This is a genomic window from Fodinicola feengrottensis (assembly GCF_039530045.1).
Classification (GTDB): domain Bacteria; phylum Actinomycetota; class Actinomycetes; order Mycobacteriales; family HKI-0501; genus Fodinicola; species Fodinicola feengrottensis.
The window spans coordinates 242,660-259,956 of record NZ_BAAANY010000020.1; the positions used below are offsets into that span (position 1 = coordinate 242,660).

Sequence of the window (17,297 nt, forward strand, 5' to 3'; positions counted from 1 at the left end):
GGCCCACGTGCTCGCGGGCGGAATTGAGTTTCCGCTCATCAGCCTTTCTTCGTACGATCGCGCCCATGCGTAAAGACGGTTGGACCTGGGACGAGACACTCTACGAAGGCAGCGCGACCTATTACGCCCAGGGCAGGATGCCCTATCCGCCCGCGATCGCCGACACCTTGCGCACGCAACTTCAGCTGGACAGCACCGGCCGACTGCTCGATGTGGGCTGCGGACCTGGGTCCCTGACTATGCTGCTGGCGCCGCTTTTCGCCGAAACCATCGGCATTGACGCCGACGAGGGCATGATCGCCGAGGCGAAGCGACGGGATGAGCGCGGCAGGGTGAGCTGGCATCGGCTTCGTGCCGAGGAAATCCCGGCTGACTGGGAGCCTTTCCAGCTGATCACCTTCGCGCAGTCGCTGCACTGGCTGGATCAGCCGAGCGTACTTCCGGTCGTACACTCACTCATCGCCCCGGGCGGTGTTTGTGTGCACGTACAAGCGACCACTCATCAAGGTACGGCCGACGCCGGCCCAACTGCGTATCCGACACCGCCACACGACGCGATCGCCGCGCTGATCGTCGATTTTTTGGGGCCCGTACGCAGAGCTGGCCGCGGCACCCTGCCAGCTGGTACGCCCGGCACCGAGGTCGACGAGCTGCGCGCGGCCGGATTCACCGGGCCAACCCGGATCCAGGTCGATTATGACGACGTTCTGACGCGTACCGAGGACGAGGTCGTCGCCAGCGTGCTGTCACTGTCGTACTCGACTCCGCATCTTTTTGGTCAGCGGCTGCCGGAATTCGACCGCGAGCTGCGCGAACTGCTTCGCGGTACGTCCTCCTCTGGGCTTTTCAGCGAACGGCTCCGCCCCATGGCGTTGGACTTCTGGCGTCCCTGAATCATCATCAGCGTGATCACGACCAGGACCAGCGCGAGCTGGATGACTGCCGCATAACGCATGCCGCCAGCCAGGCTCGACTGGGCGGCCGCGGCGAAGAAAACCGTACCCACCACGGCTACCCCGGCGGAGCTGGCGAACTGCTGGGTGGTGGTGAGAATGCCCGCGCCGGCACCGGCGTTCCGCGGCTCGACCTCGACGAGCGTCGCGCCGATGAGGCGCGGCGCGGTCAATCCGTTGCCAACGCCGGCAATCGCCAGCATGACGACGAACCAGCCCAGCCGTACGTGCGTGGATCCCAGCAGGAAGAACAAAAAGACCAGGCTTGCCGCCACCAGCGTGCCGCCGGCGACGACCGTTTGCCGACCGTACCGAGGCGGGATGCGGGAGCCCAGCACGGATGCCACCGAATACGTGATGCCCATCGGAGCGAAAGCCAGGCCAGCTTGGAAGGCCGTCAGGCCAATACCGCTTTGCAGCACCAGGGTCAGGGTGAACATGAAGCTGCCGAAATAGAGCATGAACGCGCCACTGCTGCCCACCCCGGCGACGAAGGATCGCAGCCGGAAAAGGCCCAGCTCCAGTACGGGCTGACCACCACTTGCGGCCAACTTTCGCTGCCACCACAGGGTTCCAGCGGCCGCGGGGACGGCCAGCGCGAAGCAGATCCACACCCACGCCGGCCAGCCCTGATCGCGGCCGAGCGCGAGCGGGATCAACGCGAGACCCAGCGCGGCCGCGATTCCGGTCGCGCCGAGCAGATCCAGCCGCACCCGCCGGGCGGCCTCCCGACGCGGCAGCACCCGCCATGCGAAGGCCAGCGCGATGATCCCGACCGGCACGTTGACCAGGAAGATCGTCCGCCAGCCGAGGCCCAGAACGTTGGCGTCCAGCAGAAAGCCACCCAGCACTTGGCCGGCGATCGATCCCAACCCGCCCGCCGTGCCGTACCAGCCGATCGCCCAACCACGCAGCCGCACCGGGAAGTCGGCGGTGATGAGTGCGAGCACCTGCGGGACCATCAGCGCGCCGGTCAGGCCCTGCGCAAGCCGCCCGAGCACCAGCTGGGTGGGATCCTGCGCCAGCCCGCACAGCAGCGATGCGACCGTGAAAGCCACCATCCCGGCCAGAAACAGCCGGCGGTGACCGAAAAGATCGCCGAGGCGGCCGCCGGTGATCATGCCTGCCGCGTACGTGAACGCGTACCCGCCGACGATCAGCTCCAGTGCCGCCGGACCGGCATGCAGCTCACGTTCGAACGACGGCGCGGCCACATTCACCACGAAGAAATCGAACTGTGCCATGAACCACGCGGACAACAGAACGACCAGCACGAGGCGGTATTTTCGGGAGTCGGACGGCTGGGACACGTTCCGATGGTAGGGAGTCGTGCCGGTCGTACGACCATTTGCGACGATGGTCACAGGTGTTGATTCAACAGGAGGCTCGCGCATGAAGTACGTGAAACTCGGCTCGACCGGACTCGACGTTTCGGCCATCTGCCTGGGCACCATGAGTTTCGGTGGCGGCGGCAACCACACCTGGGGTTACGACGAGGAGGCCAGCCGCCCCTTTCTCAAGCAGGCGGTCGAGGCCGGCATCAATTTCTTCGACACCGCCAACATCTATTCGGTCGGCAAGAGCGAGGAGATTGTGGGGCGGGCGCTCAAAGACTTCGCCAAGCGCGACGAAATCGTGCTGGCCACCAAGCTGCACGGCCGGATGCGACCAGGACCCAACGGCGGCGGGCTTTCCCGTAAAGCGATCATGACCGAGATCGACCGCAGCCTCGTCCGACTCGAGACCGACTACGTCGACCTCTACCAGATTCACCGCTGGGACTACGAAACTCCCATCGAAGAGACCCTCGAGGCGCTGCACGACGTGGTGAAGGCCGGCAAGGCGCGGTATATCGGGGCGTCCTCAATGTACGCGTGGCAGTTCTCGAAAGCTCTTTATCTGGCGGAAAAACACGGCTGGACGCGGTTCGTCACCATGCAGAACCACTACAACCTGATCTACCGCGAGGAGGAGCGGGAAATGTTGCCGCTGTGCGCCGACCAGGGCATCGGGGTCATCCCGTGGAGCCCGCTCGCCCGCGGCCGGCTCACCCGCGACTGGGACACCGCCACCGCACGCAGCGACACCGACGAGTTCGGCAAGCTGCTCTACGTGGATTCCGACCGTACGGTGGTGGAACGGGTCGGCGAGGTGGCCGCCGAGCGTGGAGTGCCCCGGGCGCAGGTCGCGCTGGCGTGGTTCGGCGGCAAACCCGGGGTGGCGGCGCCCATCATCGGGGCCACCAAACCGGAGCACATTGACGACGCGATCGCTTCGCTCGACCTCGAGCTGACTCCCGCCGAGGTCGCCCGCCTGGAGGAGCCGTACGCGCCGCACGTCACGGTTGGCTTCCGGTAACCCGTCCCGCTCAGCCGCGGTGTACGTCGGAGGCCACCGCGGTCTCGGCCACCGCACGCTCGCCCGCGCTCACCCGAGTGCGCCGGGACCACACCTCCCACAGCCCGATGGCCAGCGCCACCACCGTCACGGCGACGGCGCCGTACATCGCTAACGAGACGCCTCGCTCGTACGCGTTCGAGGAGCCGACGCCGGCCCGGAAGATCGACGCGAGGACGGCCGTGCCGATAGCCGTCCCGATCCGCTGGCCGGTCTGCAAGGCACCACCAGCGACGCCGGCCATCCGGGTGGGCACACATTCCAGCGTCAACGTGGTGTTCGGCGAAATGACGGCACCGCCGCCAATGCCGGCCAGCAGCAACGGCAACGCGACCGCGAAGCCGGCGGTTGATCGGGACGACAGCGGCACCAGGACCGCGACCAGGGTGAGGCCGACGATGACCAGGCTGAGGCCGGTCACCGTCACCCACCTCCCCCAGCGCGACACCAGCCGGCCGGCGACCACCGAGGTGACCGCCGATCCCAACGCGAACGACGTCACCGCGAGGCCGGACTGCAACGGCGTGTATCCGAGGCCGTCCTGGAAAAACAGCGCCAGTACGAGCCAGATGCCGGCGAAGCCGGAGAAATACACCGCACCGAGCGCGGCCCCGGACGAATATCCGGGTGTCTCGGTGAAAAGCCGAATGTCCAGCAGTGAGGCGCGTTGGCGACGAACCGTACGCACCTCCCAGCGAAGGAACCCGAACCCGACCAGAACGCCGACCGGGAACAGCCACCAGAACTTCGTCAGCCCGCCGTTTTCCGATTGTACGAGCGGGAAAAGCAGACACACCACGGCGAGCCCGAGCAGGATCGCGCCGACGAAGTCGATGTCCGCGCGGGTGCCGGGTTTTCGTTGCCAGCGTGGCAACAGACGGGCGGCCAGGATCAGCGCGAGCACGCCGATCGGTACGTTGACGTAGAAAACCCACCGCCACCCGTGCTCCGGCCCGAAGGCCGCGAGGATCAGCCCGCCGACCACCGGGCCGACCGCGGTGGAAAGCCCAACGGTGGCGCCGAACATGCCGAAAGCCCGGCCTCTTTCGGCGCCACGGAACAGGTCCTGGATCAGTCCGGAGTTCTGTGGGGTCAGCAGGCCGGCGGCCAGGCCCTGCAGTAGCCGGGCGGCCACCAGCCAGAAGGCGCTGGTCGCCGCGCCGGCCAGCGCACTGGTGAGGATGAAGGCGGTCAGCGCGATCAGGAACATCCGCCGCCGCCCCAGCGCGTCTCCCAGCCGCCCGCCAGCCACCAGCGCGAGGCCGAAGGCCAGCGCATAACCCGAAATCACCCACTGCACATCGCTCAGGGAGGCGTTCAGGGCGTGCTGGATCGACGGGAAGGCGACATTCACGATGCTGACGTCGAGCAGACCCATGAAGCCGGCGACCAGCGTGACCGCGAGCGCCTTCCACCGTCTGGGGTCGGCCCCGGGAGGCGGATCTTCAGTCACCGCCCCATCGTTGTCCTTCCGACGCCATTTGGCGAAATCAGTCGTGATCTGGCAACCCGCGTAGATCGTGGTCGACCGCCTCGACGACCTCACTGACCAGCCTTCGTACGTGCCCGCCGCGGGCCTTGTAGAGCGCCCGCCGCCCGTCCCGGCGGGTGCGTACCAGCCCGGCCAGCAGCAGTTTCGCCAGGTGCTGCGACACCGCCGGCCGGGCCGCGCCGGTCGCCTCCGCGAGGGTTGTCACGTCCAGCTCCTGGTCACGCAGCAGCCAGGCGATCCGCAGCCGGGTGGGGTCGGCGAGCATCCGCAGCGCGGTAGCGGCGGCGTCCACCTGCTCTTCCGTCGGCAGTTGCAGGTCAGCGGCAGCTGCCACATTGTCGCGTGCGTACATGAGCACATATCATCGTCGCGTACGAGTGGTCCTGTCCAGCCAGAGAGGAGTCCGGGATGCACACACACGGACATGGACATAGCCACGGGCACGGCAAGCGTGGCTGGCGGGGGTTGCTGACCCCTCATTCGCACGACTCCGCGGACAAGGTGGACCGCGCGATGGAGTCCAGCCGGGACGGCATGCGAGCGCTGTGGATCTCTCTTGTCGGGCTCGGGCTGACCGCGCTCTTCCAGGCCGTCGTGGTGGTTTTCTCCGGTTCGGTGGCGTTGTTGGGCGACACGCTGCACAACGTCGCTGACGCGCTGACCGCAATCCCGCTGGCACTCGCTTTCCTGGTCGGCCGGCGGGCCGCGAACCGCCGCTACACGTACGGGTACGGGCGGGCCGAGGATCTCGCCGGGATCGCGATCGTGCTGGTCATCGCCGCTTCCTCAGCACTGGCCGGGTACGAGGCGGTGGACCGGCTGCTCCATCCACGGCCGGTGCACAACCTGTTCGCCGTCGCGATCGCCGCCGTGGTCGGCTTTGCCGGCAACGAGCTGGTCGCCCGCTATCGGATCACCGTCGGGCGCCGGATCGGGTCCGCGGCACTGGTCGCCGACGGGCTGCACGCTCGTACGGACGGGTTCACGTCGCTGGCCGTGCTGTTCGGCGCCGGCGGAGTGGCGCTCGGCTGGTCGTGGGCCGACCCGGTGGTGGGGCTCGTCATCACCGGCGCGATCGTGCTGGTGTTGCGCGATGCGGCTCGGGAGATCTACCGCCGGTTGATGGACGCGGTTGACCCAGCGCTGGTCAGCCAGGCCGAGCAGACGCTGCTTGAGACACCTGGGATAGTCGCGGTAGGGGCTTTGCGGTTGCGCTGGATCGGCCACCGGCTGCACGCCGAAACCGATGTCGTGCTGGCCGCCGACCTGACGTTGGTGGCCGCGCACGCGATCGCCGTCGACGCGGAGCACCGGCTGCTGCACGCGGCCCCCCGGCTGGCCGGCGCGACCGTACACACCGATCCGGCCACCGCCGACCACTCGGCGCTCGCGCACCACCACTGAACGCACCACCGCTGAACGCAGCATCACTGAACCAAAAGCCGCCGGCTGTCGTACCTTCTGAACAGGACGATCCCTGCTCTGGAAGGAAACGCCGCCATGAGGAACACCGTGCTCGTGATCGTCGGCATCCTGCTGACCTTCTTCGGAGCTGTCTTCGCCCTTCAGGGGGTGGGCATCCTGCCCGGCAGCGCCATGACCGGCGTGATGCTGTGGGCGATCCTCGGCCCGATCATCGCCATCGTCGGCCTGGTGTGCATCGGCCTCGCCGTCGCGGGCTTTCGCCGCCGCTCCTGAAACGCAGGGAGGCCCGGGGGGTTTGCCCGCCCCCGGGCCTGGAAATGCCGTCCAATTCCTTGCACCGACACATTTAAGAACGGGAATCACTCTGAGTGCATCGCGCTTTTCGATTAAGCTACGGGCGCATGTTTTGGGGCACCCGACCGGGTTTGAACCAGTATCTCGACGCGGTCGTTCCCTTTCCGTTGATCCGGTGCTCGACGGCGAATGCTGAAGCTGGAGCGAGAGTCTGACCTTGGTTGCGGCCCGGCGGTTGCCTCTGCCTTGTTGGGCTATCCCGCCAGGAGTGGCGGGAGAGGGAATCGAACCCCCACTGTCACCGTCTTGCCTGTCACACTGACCTTCAGTTTCAGTTTGCGCTCCTGCGCACCGAAATCATAGCAGATGGAAAATTCAGGCGAAGAGATAGCCGAAGATCCGGTCGCCGGTCTTCACGTCGGCGATCTCCGCGTTATTGGCTTCCTCGCGGGCAAATTTGACCGCTTGCTGGAGTTTTTCCACCCGATCCAGCAACTCGTTCACCCGCTTGGCCGGCAACGCGCCGGAGAACTTGACCGTACGCCAGGTGCCGACCGTGATGTCCTCGTAGTAGACCTCCACCTGCGCCGGGTGCTTCTCGGTCGCCTCGGCCTTCACGTGGTTACGCGGGATCTTCTTCGTCCGCAACGTCTGCGCCGGCTCGGTCGCCCAGCAGTCCGCGGACGCGTCGTACTCCCACGTGTCCGCGGCGTCCAGGGTCGGCAGCTTACGCACGAAGGTGTGCAGGTCGGTGAGCTGTTTTTCGAGGAACAGCAGGTAAGTGACCGGCACGCCGGAGACCAGGGTGGTGCCGTCGACCACCAGGTCGGCCTTGGCCGAGCAGTTCGCCCAGTCCTTGGTGGCCGTCACGTCGAAGAGCTTGGTGAGGATCGCCGCGGTCTGCCGGATCACCTCGTCCGACTTCACCTGGACCTTGGTCGCCTCCGGCGGCAACTGCTCGCCTTCCTCGTCCTTGGCCCGATAGGTCCGGGAGATGCCGGACAGCAACGCGGATTTCTGCAATGCCTGGTGGGCGTCGGTCAGCTCCGAGAACGACCGGGATTTCACGCCCTTCTCCACTGCGACGATCTGGTTGAGCCGCGTTGCCGCCATCTGCTGTCTTCTCTCCTATGAAATCTCGTCAGCTTTCCGCTTCCGGGCACTGTAGTCGGTGGCCGCCATCGGGCGCCTTCGATTTCTCCTGCCGTTGGGGCACAATTATTCGCTGTCAGAGCATCCCGGCGAGTTTGTAGAGAACAAGGGATCCGGCGACCGCGACATTCAGGCTGATCCCGCTGCCGATCATCGGGATCTCCACGGCCACGTCCACCAGGTCCAGGACGTCCTCCGGGATCCCGTACGTCTCGTGGCCGAGCAACGCGATGCTGCGGCCGCCGGCGGCCGGCAGATCGCCTAACCGGATCGCCTCGTCCGCCAACTCCACCGCGAAGATCCGCGTACCGACAGCGCGTTCGCGCAGCAGCCAGCCGCGCGGATCGTTGACCCAGTGCACACAACTCGGCCGCCGCAACGTGTTGCCGCGGTCCAGCGCCTCGGGCACCCACTTGTGTTTCGGCACCGCCATGCAGGCGCCAACGGCGTCACACGTACGGAGCAGAGTGCCCAGATTGACGCCGTGTTTGGGCCACAGCGGCGCCACGATCAAATGGCCCCAGCAGCCGTGTGCGCGGCGGCGCCGCTGCCGGGAAACTTCCTGGCGGGTGCTCACCCGCGGCGCGCTCACCGGCGCGGGGCCAGCCGGCCCTTTCCTACCCAAAGTGACATTTTTCCGCACCACTGCTCGGCGGGTGCTGACCGTCTCGACGACTTGACAGAACTTAATCCTACGCCAGTACGTTTAGAAGATCGTACTCAGGGAATTCTTAGCGCCAAGGTGGAGGATGGAACCCGGGACAGCCGTTGGCCGCCCCGGGTTCCAGCAGAGGGAGACCAACTCATGCTTTCGTCCGTAATTGCGCGAGGACCGTGGGGTCCTGGTGGCGGCGGCCGCGGGTTCGGACCGCTGTCCTTGCTCGGCCCGGCGATCGCCCTGACGCTGCTTATCCTGATCGCGGCTTTCGTCGTTCTCGCGTTCTTCGCGGCGCGTCGGCGTGGCTCGTGGGGACGCGCGCAGATGATGGCCCGGGCTGGGATGGGCCGGCCCAGCTCCGCCGAGACGATCCTGGCCGAGCGGTTCGCCCGCGGCGAGATCGACGAGCAGCAGTACGTGCATCGCCGCTCGGTCCTGCGTGGCGAAACCGCCGCCGCACCACCAGCCGCCGCTCCCCCGCCGCCGCCGGCGCCAGAACCCACCAACCTGGACAAAACAGAAAGGATTCCGCCCGCGGAGTCCTGACCCCCAGACGGCTTTCGCGGGCCGCGCGCCCCCCGTCGCCCGGCCCGCGAAAGCCCCTCTTCCTCCTGAGGGGCCGCCACGACCCGCCTATCGGCCTCTCCCGCCGGCAGCGGGTCGTTGCGGTGTCCGGTCGGAGTGCACGGCCACCCCGACGATCACCAACAGGATCCCGGCCACCTCGGTCAGTGTTGGCACCTGGCGCAGCACGACGATGCCGATCACCGTGGCCGTCGCCGGTAGCAAAGCCAGCAGCAGCGCGAAAGTCGACCGCGGCAGCCGGGCCATCGCGAGCTGGTCACACACGTACGGCACCACCGACGAACAGATGCCGACGCCGATCCCGGCGGCCAGCAGCAGCGGCTGGGTGAACGTACGAGCCGCCTCGACGAACCCGACCGGACTCACCACCACCAACGCGACCAGCATCGACGCACCCAACCGGTCGATGCCCTCGGCGCCGCCGTCGCCGGCGATCCGGTGCCCAAGCACCACGTAGAGCACGAAGCCAGCGCAGTTCACGAAAGCGAAGACGAACCCCAGCGGCTCACCCACCAGGCGCACTTCGGTCAGCAACGCCACCCCGCCCATCGCGAACAGGAGCGCGGCGAGGTTTCGCCAGGTGCGTACGCCCACCGCAGCCAGTAGCACTGGCCCGAGGAACTCGATCGCGCCAACCGTGCTCAACGGCAGCCGGTCGATCGCGAGGTAGAAAACCACGTTCATCAGACCCAGGACCGCGCCAAGGGCCAGCAACAGCAGCCGTTGCTGGCCGCGGGCCCGGATCAACACCAACCACGGGCGGCGCCAGATCGCGAAAACCGCCGCCGCCGCGGCGATCCGCAGCCAGGCGACACCGAGCACACCGACCCGCGCGAACAACAGAACCGCGAACGACGGGCCAAGATAGTGGAAGACCGCGCTGGTCACGAAGTAGGCGTGCGGAGGCACTCTCTGGGCGAGTCGTGCGGGTTTGCCGGCAGTGGGCGTCACCGGTCTATTGTCGAAGGCGTAACGTCCCAGCTGAAGGGCTTTTTCGAGGTCAGGAGACTGTGATGCCTTCAGAAAGGGCAGCCCGGCCGGCCACTGGCGTTCCGAACGGTAAGCAGCTGCTGGACGAGGTCAACGTCCGGCTGCTGACCGAACTTCAGGCCGACCCGCGGCAGAGCATGTCCGAGCTGGCCCGCCGGGTGGGGATGTCCGCGCCGGCGGTGACCGAGCGGGTCGGCCGGCTGGAGGCGGCCGGCGTCATTCGTGGTTACCGGGTGGACATCGACCCGGCCGCGATCGGCCTGCCGGTGTCCGCGTGGGTGCGCGTACGCCCCGGGCCTGGGCCCGGCCAGCTGGGCCGGATCGCCGACATGGCCGCTCGTACCCCGCAGATCACCGAGTGCTATCGGATCACCGGTGAGGACTGCTTCCTGCTGCGCGTCTACGTGCCAGCCGTCGAGGATCTGGAGAACGTCCTGGACCGCATCCTGCCGTACGGCACCACCACCTCCGCCGTGCTGGTCTCCACCCCTGTGCCAGTCCGCCCGCTGCCGCTCCCGGACGTGCGGAACCTCTGACCGTTGAGGGCAAGACGACTTTGTCGTCCAAAGCCCGCTACGGCGCGGTCGGACCTTCTGGGCTGGAGCCGCCGATCTGAACACCGTGGGAGGTGATCTCCTCGATCTGGGCAAGGGTGTCCGCATCCAGCCGTACATCCGCCGCACCCACCGCGTCCGCGATGTGTTTCGCGTTGCGGGAGCCCACAATCGCGACATGCACGGCAGGTTTGGCCAACGTCCAGGCGGTTGCCAACTGTGGCAGCGTCACCTCCAGGTCGGCGGCCAGCTTCGCCAGTTCGTCGACCACGGTGAGGTTCTTGGCGAACGGCTCACCGCGGAAAGCCGGGTTCCGGGATCGCCAGTCGTCAGGCGCGAATGTCGTGGAGGCAGTCATCGAGCCGGTGAGCAGGCCGTGTGCGAGCGGGCCGTACACCAAGACACCAATGTCGCTTTCCTTTGCGTACGCCAAAATGTCAGCCTCGGCCGTACGGCGAAAGAGGTGGTATGGCGGCTGCAACGTCTCGACCGGCAGCACCTCGGAAAACGCCGCCATCTGGTCGGCGGTGTAGTTCGAGACGCCAACATGCTTGATTTTGCCCTGCTCTACAAGGTCTTTCAGCGCGGCTGCGGTGTCCTCGAACGGCGTCCCCGGGTCCGGCCAGTGCACCTGGTAGAGGTCGATCGTGTCGATGCCGAGGCAGGTCAGGCTTTCCTCGACGCCCCGGCGCAGAAACTCCGGGCTTGAGTCGCGTACCCGCCCGGTCGCCGTCCTGCGTACCCCACCCTTGGTGGCGATCACCACCTCGTCGCGGCGCTGATCCAGGTCCGTCCGCAGGGCCTTGCCGAGCAGCCGTTCTGAGGCCCCGAAGCCGTACGCCTGCGCTGTGTCGAAGAAGTCGATGCCGCTGTCCCGGGCCGTCCGGATCGCCGCCACCGCGTCGGCCTCGTCGAAGGCGCCCCAGTCCCCACCCAGCTGCCAGGTGCCGAACGCGATCGGTGACACCGAGAGACCGGTCCTGCCCAGTGTTGTCCGCTGCATGAGCTCCTCACTCCTTTGAGCACGCTGTCCGATGCCTACCATCGTCGCCAGGACAGCGGGCCGGCGTCCAACAGCGAAACCTGCACACACTCAGCAGCTAGAGTGATGAACGTGGAACTGCGTCACCTGGAGTATTTCGTCACCGTCGCCGAGGAACGGCACTTCACCCGGGCCGCGGCGCGCCTGCACATCGCCCAGTCTGGCCTCTCGGCCTCGATCCGGGCGTTGGAGCAGGAGCTCGGCGCACCGTTGTTCACCCGCTCGACCCGCCGCGTCGAGCTGACCGATGCCGGCCGGGCGCTGTTGTCCGAGGCCAGACGTACGCTCGACGGCGCCGCCGCCGCGCGCGACGCGGTCGCCGCGGTCCAGGGCCTGTTGCGCGGCACGCTGGCGGTCGGCACCGAACAGTGCCTCGGCGCCCCGGACGTGCCATCGACGCTGGCCGCCTTTCGGCTCCGGCATCCGGGCGTGCGGGTGGAGTTGCTGCAGGACGGGTCAAGCAGCCTCATCGACAAAGTCCGGCAGGGCCAGCTGGATGTGGCCTTCGTCGCTGTCGACACACTCGGTGACACCCCAGGACTGCTGCCGATGATGGTCCGCCCCATGGTGGTTCTCTGTCACCGGTCGCATTGGCTGGCTGGCCAGTCCACAGTGGACCTCGCGGCCATCGCCGGCGAGGTTTTCATCGACTTCCCACCGAACTGGGCCGGCCGGACAATGGCGGACGCGGCTTTTGCCAGGGCCGGCCTGCGGCGCAAGGTCGGCCTGCAGGTCAACGACGTGCACACGCAGCTGGAGCTGCTCGGCCACGACCTCGGTATCGCGGTCGTGCCGGAGCCGATCGCCAACAAGCCGCAGGCCGCCGACCTGCACCGGGTCGAGCTGGACGGCCACCCGATGCGGTGGCACGTGTGCGCCGCGATCCCACCGGACGGCCGCCCCACTCCAGCGGCCCGCGCCCTGCTCGACCAGATCCCGGAACTCGCCAACTATGAGCCCGCGTCGGCGCTCTCCAGCTGATCACGTCACCGGCCCCGACTGTCGCTCTCGTACGATTCGTATTGTCATCACATGGTCATCACATTCCCCTTCATCTTCTCAGGGATTCACACCTGGATTGGTTCGGAGGTACGTCTCGGCGCCGGCGCGGCCGGCAGGTGTCGCAGCTGCCGGAACCGCCAGATCGGATACCCGATCGTGGCCAGCAGCGAGAAGAGTGGCGCGGGGAAGCCACAAACCAGGCTCAGCGCCAGGTCGGTCACCGGCACCGCGCAACAGGCGAGGAATACCCGAGGCGACCCGGTGGGCAACCGCTTAGGGGTGCCATTCTCACCCCATGGCGTCTTCTTCCAGGGTTTGGCGATCGACATCCACGCCTGGAATCCAATCGCGGACATCATCAGCGCCGCCGCGGCGATGGACAAGGGGGTCCCATCCGGGTCCAGAAAGAAGATCCCCACCGTGAGCTGAGCGACCGTGATCACGAATTTCGCCAACACCCACCAGTAGCGGAAATAGCCCCACGCGGTCAGAGCCGACAACATGAAGCCGGTGAACGCGGACGCGTCGGCCAACTGCGCGAGCACCTGGCGATCGAGCAGCCGCGCGATCGCGATCGCCGCATCCCGTACGGACGGATCCAACCGGGCGACCAGCATCAAAGTGAGCAACGCCAACGCCTGGCTCATCCAGCCGACCGACGTGATGACGTGGATCCATACCAGTAAATTGCGGCCGTACTGCGAACTTCTTTTCGACACGCTGTTTCATCCCGTCCCGTTCTCAGGAAACCAACAGTTCGGCGGACCACAGGTCCTGGTACGGCCCGGGTCCCGCCAGCAACTGGTTGTGCGGACCGCGCTGCACAGCCCTGCCGCAGTCCAACACCACCACCTCGTCCATCTCGGACAGTCCGGCCAGCCGGTGGGTGACCACCACTGTCGTTCGGCCCGCCCGGGCTCGAAGCAGGCCCGCGAGCACTTCGTCCGCGGCCGCCATTTCCAGGCCTTCGGTGGGTTCGTCCAGCAGCAGCACATCCGGATCGGCCAGCACGGCCCGGGCCAACAACAGTCTTTGCCGCTGGCCCCCCGAAATCGGCCGGCCACCTTCGCCGACGACGGTGTCCAGGCCAGCGGGCAGGCTCGCCACCCATTCCCGCGCGCCGCTCAGCCGTACGGCCGCCAGCAGCTCCGCCTCGGTCGCGTCCGGCCGGGCGAGCGCAAGGTTGGCCCGGATGGTGGTCCGGAACAGGTGCGCGTCCTGAGTCAAGACCCGCGATGCCGGCAGCTGTACGGAACCGGCCTCCGGGCGTACGAGACCGGCCAGCACCGCCAGCAGCGTGCTTTCCCGGCCCCGCTCGCGCCGACGATCGCCACCGCACGGCCCGGCTCGACCCGGAATGACACGTCGTTCAACGCAACCACGGCACCAAAAGTCACCCGTACGCCGGTCAGTTCGATTCGCTCCGCCGGCAAGGGACGCGGTGGCGACGCAACCGGTTTCAGCAGCTCAGCCACTCGGCGGGCCACCGGCCAGAGCTCGACCCATCGCTGCGCCGCGTCCGCAAGCGGCAGCACCGGTTCGAAGGCGGCCAACGCGGTCAAGGCCAGCACCGCGACCAAAACTCCGTCGGCCCCGGCTCGTACCGCCAGCAGCGTCACCAGCACACATATGAGGCCCTGCAACAAAATCCCTATGCCGGTGAGGACTGCGCCAGTGTACGCGGCCATCCGTTCCGACCGGCCGAGCCTTGCCGCGACACGTTCGGCCCGCTGCTCGGCCGCCGCCGTGCCGCCAAAAGCCGCCAAATCCCATCGACCGTCCACCAGATCGAGGCTGCGGACCGCCAACTCCGCATGCAGGGGCGCGATGCCGGCGCTCATCCGTTTCGCTGCCACCGCGCCGATCGCGGGCAACACCATGCCCACGACCACCAATCCGGCGGCCAGCAGGAATCCAGCGGTCGGCAGCAGAATCGCGCAGGTGGTGATCGCGGCGACGCTGACGCTCGCGGCCACCGCCGACGGCAGCAGGCACCGCAGCAGCACGTCCTGCGCACTGTCCACATCGGACACCAGCCGGGACAACGCGTCGCCGTCCCGCTCATCGTCGCGGTGTCGGACCACCGCGGCATAGACCCGCGACCGAAGCCCAGCCACCGTGCGAAGGGCCACGTCGTGACCTGCAAGCCTTTCGGCGTAACGGAAAACACCGCGTAGGAGCGCGAACGCCCGGACGCCGACAATGGCGACCCCCAGCGCGGCGATCGGCGGCTGGTCAGCGGCCCGAGCGAGCAGCCAGGCCGCGGTCGCGGTCAGCCCGACCGCACCCACCTCGGCCAGCATGCCGGCAACCACCGCGATCAGCAGCCGCGGCCTCGCAAGGGTCCGCAACAGCACCATCATGCCGCTACCTCGACGTCCACCGGCTCCAGGCGGCCGGCCCGCAGCCGTACGACCCGGTCGGCCGCGGCCAGCATTGCTGGCCGATGAGCCACCATCACTGCCGTACGCCCGAGCAACAGCCGCGTCGCGGCCTCCACCACCGCGGCCTCGCTGCACACATCCAGTCGAGCGGTCGGCTCGTCCAGCAAGACCACCGGAGCATTTCGCAGATACGCCCGGGCCAGCGCGATCCGTTGCCGCTGACCGGCGGACAGGCTGGTGCCGCGCTCCCCCAACACCGTGTCGTACGCCGCCGGCAGCCGTTCGACGAAATCCGCCGCGGCCGCCTGGACAGCGGTCCTGACCTGGGCGAGGTCGGCCTGCGTACCCATCAGGATGTTTTCCTCGACAGTTCCCATAAAGAAATGCGGCTGCTGAGGCACCCAGGCCAACTGCCGCCGCCAGGACGGCACATCCACCGTCGCCAAGTCGACCCCACCCACCAGCACCCGACCACTGTCCGGTCGTACGAATCCCAACAGGAGATGCAAAAGCGTGGACTTGCCGGCGCCACTTGGCCCGATGATCGCTACCCGTTCGCCGGGCTGGATCGTCAGACTCACCCGATCGAGCGCCGGTTCGGGCTGGCCGGGAAACCGGACTGTCACATTCTCCAGCCGGATTTCCCCTGCCATTGCTGACAAACCCGCACTGGCGGGTTCGGCCGGCGCATCCAACACCGCAAAGGCGCGCTCGGCCGCCGCGACACCTTCCGCGCCGGCATGGAACCGAGTTCCCAGCGCCCGCAACGCAAGGAATGCCTCCGGTGTCAGTACGAGCACCAACAGAGCCGGGTGCCATCCGATACGACCGTCGAGCAGCCGCAGGCCGACCGGCACAGCCACCAGCGCGACGGCCATCGAGCACACGAGTTCCAGGACGAAGGCGGAAAGAAACGCGACCCGCAGCGCGCCCATGGTGGACTTTCGGTGCGCCTCGGCCATTTCCCTGATTACTCCGGCCTGATGGTCCGTACGCTCGAAGGCCCGCAGCGTGGAGAGACCCGCCAGCACGTCCCGGAAATGGCCGCCGAGATGTTGCAGGTGCGCCCACTGCCTGCTGGTCACGTCCCGAGTCCGCAACCCAATCAACGCCCCGAAAACAGGCACCAGCGGGAGAGTCACCAAGACGATCGCCGCGGACAGCGGATCGGCGAACCCCAGTCTGGCGAGCACGATCGGCGGCACGATCATCGCCGTCGCGAGCTGCGGAACGTACCCGCCGAGGTACGGGTCGAGAGCGTCTAGGCCGCGCCCCACCAGAGTTCCGAAACCACCACCGTCCCCGCCGCCCGCTCGCCGGAGCAATGCCTTGCGCAGCCCAGTTTTCGCCGTCTCAGCGGCTTTTCGTGCCAGCAGCCCGCCGCCCCACCCGGCCACCGCCCGAAGGCCGATGGCAACGGCCAGCCACGGCAACGCCAGCAGCTGTCGATCGGCGATCGCCCGGGCCAGCAGATCCGCCTGGACGACGATCAAAACGCCCTGGACCAGCGCGAGGACCCGGCCGGCTGGCTCCGCGTACGCCGGCAGGAGCGCCGTCAGCCGGCCGGCAGTGGGGTCTTGCTGGCGGCGCTTCACAGGTATGACGGCCAGGTCACCCGGCCGCCACAGACCAGCCAGACCAGGATTTGCGACAGCAGCAGGAAAGGCGTGAGCAACACGACCGCCGGCACCAGCAGCTGCAAGGTCGCCGAGTCGGCCGCCGAATCCAGCAGCGGGAGCCGGAACCCCATGCCGACGGTCAGCGCCACCAGGCCCGCCGAGGTGAGGATGTACGTCCGGACCTCGCCGGCTGGGCCGGACAGCGCTCGGGCCCGGGACCGCAGCTCACCGGACAACCGCAGGGTCGCGTACGCGAGGCCATGTAAGACAAAGAGACTGGCGACCGTCAACGCGGCGAGCACCGTGCCTGGTCCAGACGCGACGGCGGCACTCGACTGACCGAGCACGCTCGCCGCGATCCACCCCCAGCTCAGCGCGACCGTCCAACTGCCGGCCACGATCGCCGCGTCGCAACACCACCACCAAGGCCGGGCGTTCATCCGGCCTCGCAGCCACAGGCCGAGGTCCCGGCAAATCCAGCCCAGCAGCAGGCAGACCACCGCCGGAAACAGCCCAGTCAGAAGTTTACCTTCCAGGTTGGGGAAAAACCCGACCAACAGTCCCGCGGTGCCGACCAACCACACTTCGTTTGCCAGGAAGAAAGGACCGAAGGACGCGATGACCAGCCGGCGTTCGCCGGGACGGCGACCCAGGAACGGCAATACCATGCCGACCCCGATATCCGCCCCAGCCAGGACGAAATAGCCGACTGCGAAAAAGGTGAGCAGAGCAACAGCGATGACATCCATG

19 protein-coding genes are annotated in these 17,297 nt (G+C 67.5%); 7 read left to right on the plus strand and 12 right to left on the minus strand.

What is annotated here, in order from left to right; genetic code table 11:
• The first annotated feature begins 65 nt into the window (after positions 1-65).
• Entirely contained in the window at positions 66-893 is an 828-nt protein-coding gene (locus ABD301_RS25270; RefSeq protein ID WP_344312978.1) for a class I SAM-dependent methyltransferase, read from the plus strand.
• On the opposite strand, the gene ABD301_RS25275 is transcribed toward ABD301_RS25270, so the two are convergent.
• On the minus strand, positions 779-2,317 hold the full coding sequence (locus ABD301_RS25275) for an MFS transporter (RefSeq protein WP_344312979.1): 1,539 nt from the start codon (positions 2,315-2,317) through the stop codon (positions 779-781). The genes ABD301_RS25270 and ABD301_RS25275 overlap by 115 nt on opposite strands.
• A gap of 28 nt (positions 2,318-2,345) precedes the next feature.
• Here ABD301_RS25275 and ABD301_RS25280 point away from each other — a divergent pair, with 28 nt between their 5' ends.
• On the plus strand, positions 2,346-3,311 hold the full coding sequence (locus ABD301_RS25280; RefSeq protein ID WP_344312980.1) for an aldo/keto reductase: 966 nt from the start codon (positions 2,346-2,348) through the stop codon (positions 3,309-3,311).
• Between the two features lie 10 nt (positions 3,312-3,321).
• On the opposite strand, the gene ABD301_RS25285 is transcribed toward ABD301_RS25280, so the two are convergent.
• Positions 3,322-4,803: an MFS transporter gene (locus tag ABD301_RS25285; RefSeq protein WP_344312981.1), complete on the minus strand. Its 1,482-nt coding sequence runs from the start codon at positions 4,801-4,803 to the stop codon at positions 3,322-3,324.
• Between the two features lie 37 nt (positions 4,804-4,840).
• On the minus strand, positions 4,841-5,194 hold the full coding sequence (locus ABD301_RS25290; protein ID WP_163566880.1) for an ArsR/SmtB family transcription factor: 354 nt from the start codon (positions 5,192-5,194) through the stop codon (positions 4,841-4,843).
• A 56-nt stretch (positions 5,195-5,250) separates the two neighbouring features.
• Between ABD301_RS25290 and ABD301_RS25295 the strand changes: the two genes are divergently transcribed.
• On the plus strand, positions 5,251-6,246 hold the full coding sequence (locus ABD301_RS25295) for a cation diffusion facilitator family transporter (protein ID WP_344312982.1): 996 nt from the start codon (positions 5,251-5,253) through the stop codon (positions 6,244-6,246).
• Between the two features lie 96 nt (positions 6,247-6,342).
• Positions 6,343-6,540 carry a hypothetical protein gene (locus ABD301_RS25300; RefSeq protein ID WP_163566878.1) on the plus strand — a complete coding sequence of 66 codons (198 nt, stop codon included), beginning with the start codon at positions 6,343-6,345 and terminating at the stop codon, positions 6,538-6,540.
• Positions 6,541-6,936: 396 nt separating this feature from the next.
• Here the strand turns inward: ABD301_RS25300 and ABD301_RS25305 are convergent, their stop codons facing one another.
• Together ABD301_RS25305 and ABD301_RS25310 are read right to left on the minus strand one after the other, a co-directional pair.
• The gene (locus tag ABD301_RS25305; protein WP_344312983.1) at positions 6,937-7,674 is read right to left on the minus strand and encodes a DUF7873 family protein; all 738 of its coding nucleotides are present in this window, start codon (positions 7,672-7,674) and stop codon (positions 6,937-6,939) included.
• A 115-nt stretch (positions 7,675-7,789) separates the two neighbouring features.
• Positions 7,790-8,290 carry a TrmH family RNA methyltransferase gene (locus ABD301_RS25310; protein WP_344312984.1) on the minus strand — a complete coding sequence of 167 codons (501 nt, stop codon included), beginning with the start codon at positions 8,288-8,290 and terminating at the stop codon, positions 7,790-7,792.
• Positions 8,291-8,518: 228 nt separating this feature from the next.
• Here ABD301_RS25310 and ABD301_RS25315 point away from each other — a divergent pair, with 228 nt between their 5' ends.
• A complete protein-coding gene (locus ABD301_RS25315) occupies positions 8,519-8,917 on the plus strand; it encodes an SHOCT domain-containing protein (protein ID WP_344312985.1) in 399 nt (132 codons plus the stop codon).
• A gap of 87 nt (positions 8,918-9,004) precedes the next feature.
• Here ABD301_RS25315 and ABD301_RS25320 read toward each other — a convergent pair whose 3' ends face one another.
• A complete protein-coding gene (locus ABD301_RS25320) occupies positions 9,005-9,907 on the minus strand; it encodes an EamA family transporter (protein WP_344312987.1) in 903 nt (300 codons plus the stop codon).
• Positions 9,908-9,969: 62 nt separating this feature from the next.
• Between ABD301_RS25320 and ABD301_RS25325 the strand changes: the two genes are divergently transcribed.
• Positions 9,970-10,482: an Lrp/AsnC family transcriptional regulator gene (locus ABD301_RS25325; RefSeq protein WP_163566875.1), complete on the plus strand. Its 513-nt coding sequence runs from the start codon at positions 9,970-9,972 to the stop codon at positions 10,480-10,482.
• Positions 10,483-10,519: 37 nt separating this feature from the next.
• Here ABD301_RS25325 and ABD301_RS25330 read toward each other — a convergent pair whose 3' ends face one another.
• The gene (locus ABD301_RS25330; protein ID WP_344312989.1) at positions 10,520-11,503 is read right to left on the minus strand and encodes an aldo/keto reductase; all 984 of its coding nucleotides are present in this window, start codon (positions 11,501-11,503) and stop codon (positions 10,520-10,522) included.
• Positions 11,504-11,614: 111 nt separating this feature from the next.
• Between ABD301_RS25330 and ABD301_RS25335 the strand changes: the two genes are divergently transcribed.
• Positions 11,615-12,523, plus strand: coding sequence for a LysR family transcriptional regulator (locus ABD301_RS25335; protein ID WP_344312991.1), 909 nt, complete (start codon positions 11,615-11,617; stop codon positions 12,521-12,523).
• Between the two features lie 86 nt (positions 12,524-12,609).
• On the opposite strand, the gene ABD301_RS25340 is transcribed toward ABD301_RS25335, so the two are convergent.
• From ABD301_RS25340 to ABD301_RS25360, 5 genes are read right to left on the minus strand one after another with little or no spacing between them, the layout of a single operon-like run.
• Positions 12,610-13,263 (minus strand): hypothetical protein, encoded by a 654-nt coding sequence (locus tag ABD301_RS25340; RefSeq protein ID WP_344312992.1) that lies wholly within the window; start codon positions 13,261-13,263, stop codon positions 12,610-12,612.
• A gap of 22 nt (positions 13,264-13,285) precedes the next feature.
• Positions 13,286-13,831: an ATP-binding cassette domain-containing protein gene (locus ABD301_RS25345; protein ID WP_279579161.1), complete on the minus strand. Its 546-nt coding sequence runs from the start codon at positions 13,829-13,831 to the stop codon at positions 13,286-13,288.
• Positions 13,768-14,907, minus strand: a complete 1,140-nt coding sequence (locus tag ABD301_RS25350) for an ABC transporter domain-containing protein (RefSeq protein WP_344312993.1) — start codon at positions 14,905-14,907, stop codon at positions 13,768-13,770. Before ABD301_RS25350 ends, ABD301_RS25345 begins: the two co-directional genes overlap by 64 nt.
• Entirely contained in the window at positions 14,904-16,523 is a 1,620-nt protein-coding gene (gene cydD, locus ABD301_RS25355) for a thiol reductant ABC exporter subunit CydD (RefSeq protein ID WP_344312994.1), read from the minus strand. The genes ABD301_RS25350 and cydD overlap by 4 nt, the downstream gene beginning before the upstream one ends.
• A complete protein-coding gene (locus ABD301_RS25360; protein WP_344312995.1) occupies positions 16,520-17,296 on the minus strand; it encodes a cytochrome d ubiquinol oxidase subunit II in 777 nt (258 codons plus the stop codon). Before ABD301_RS25360 ends, cydD begins: the two co-directional genes overlap by 4 nt.
• Position 17,297: the final 1 nt, after the last annotated feature.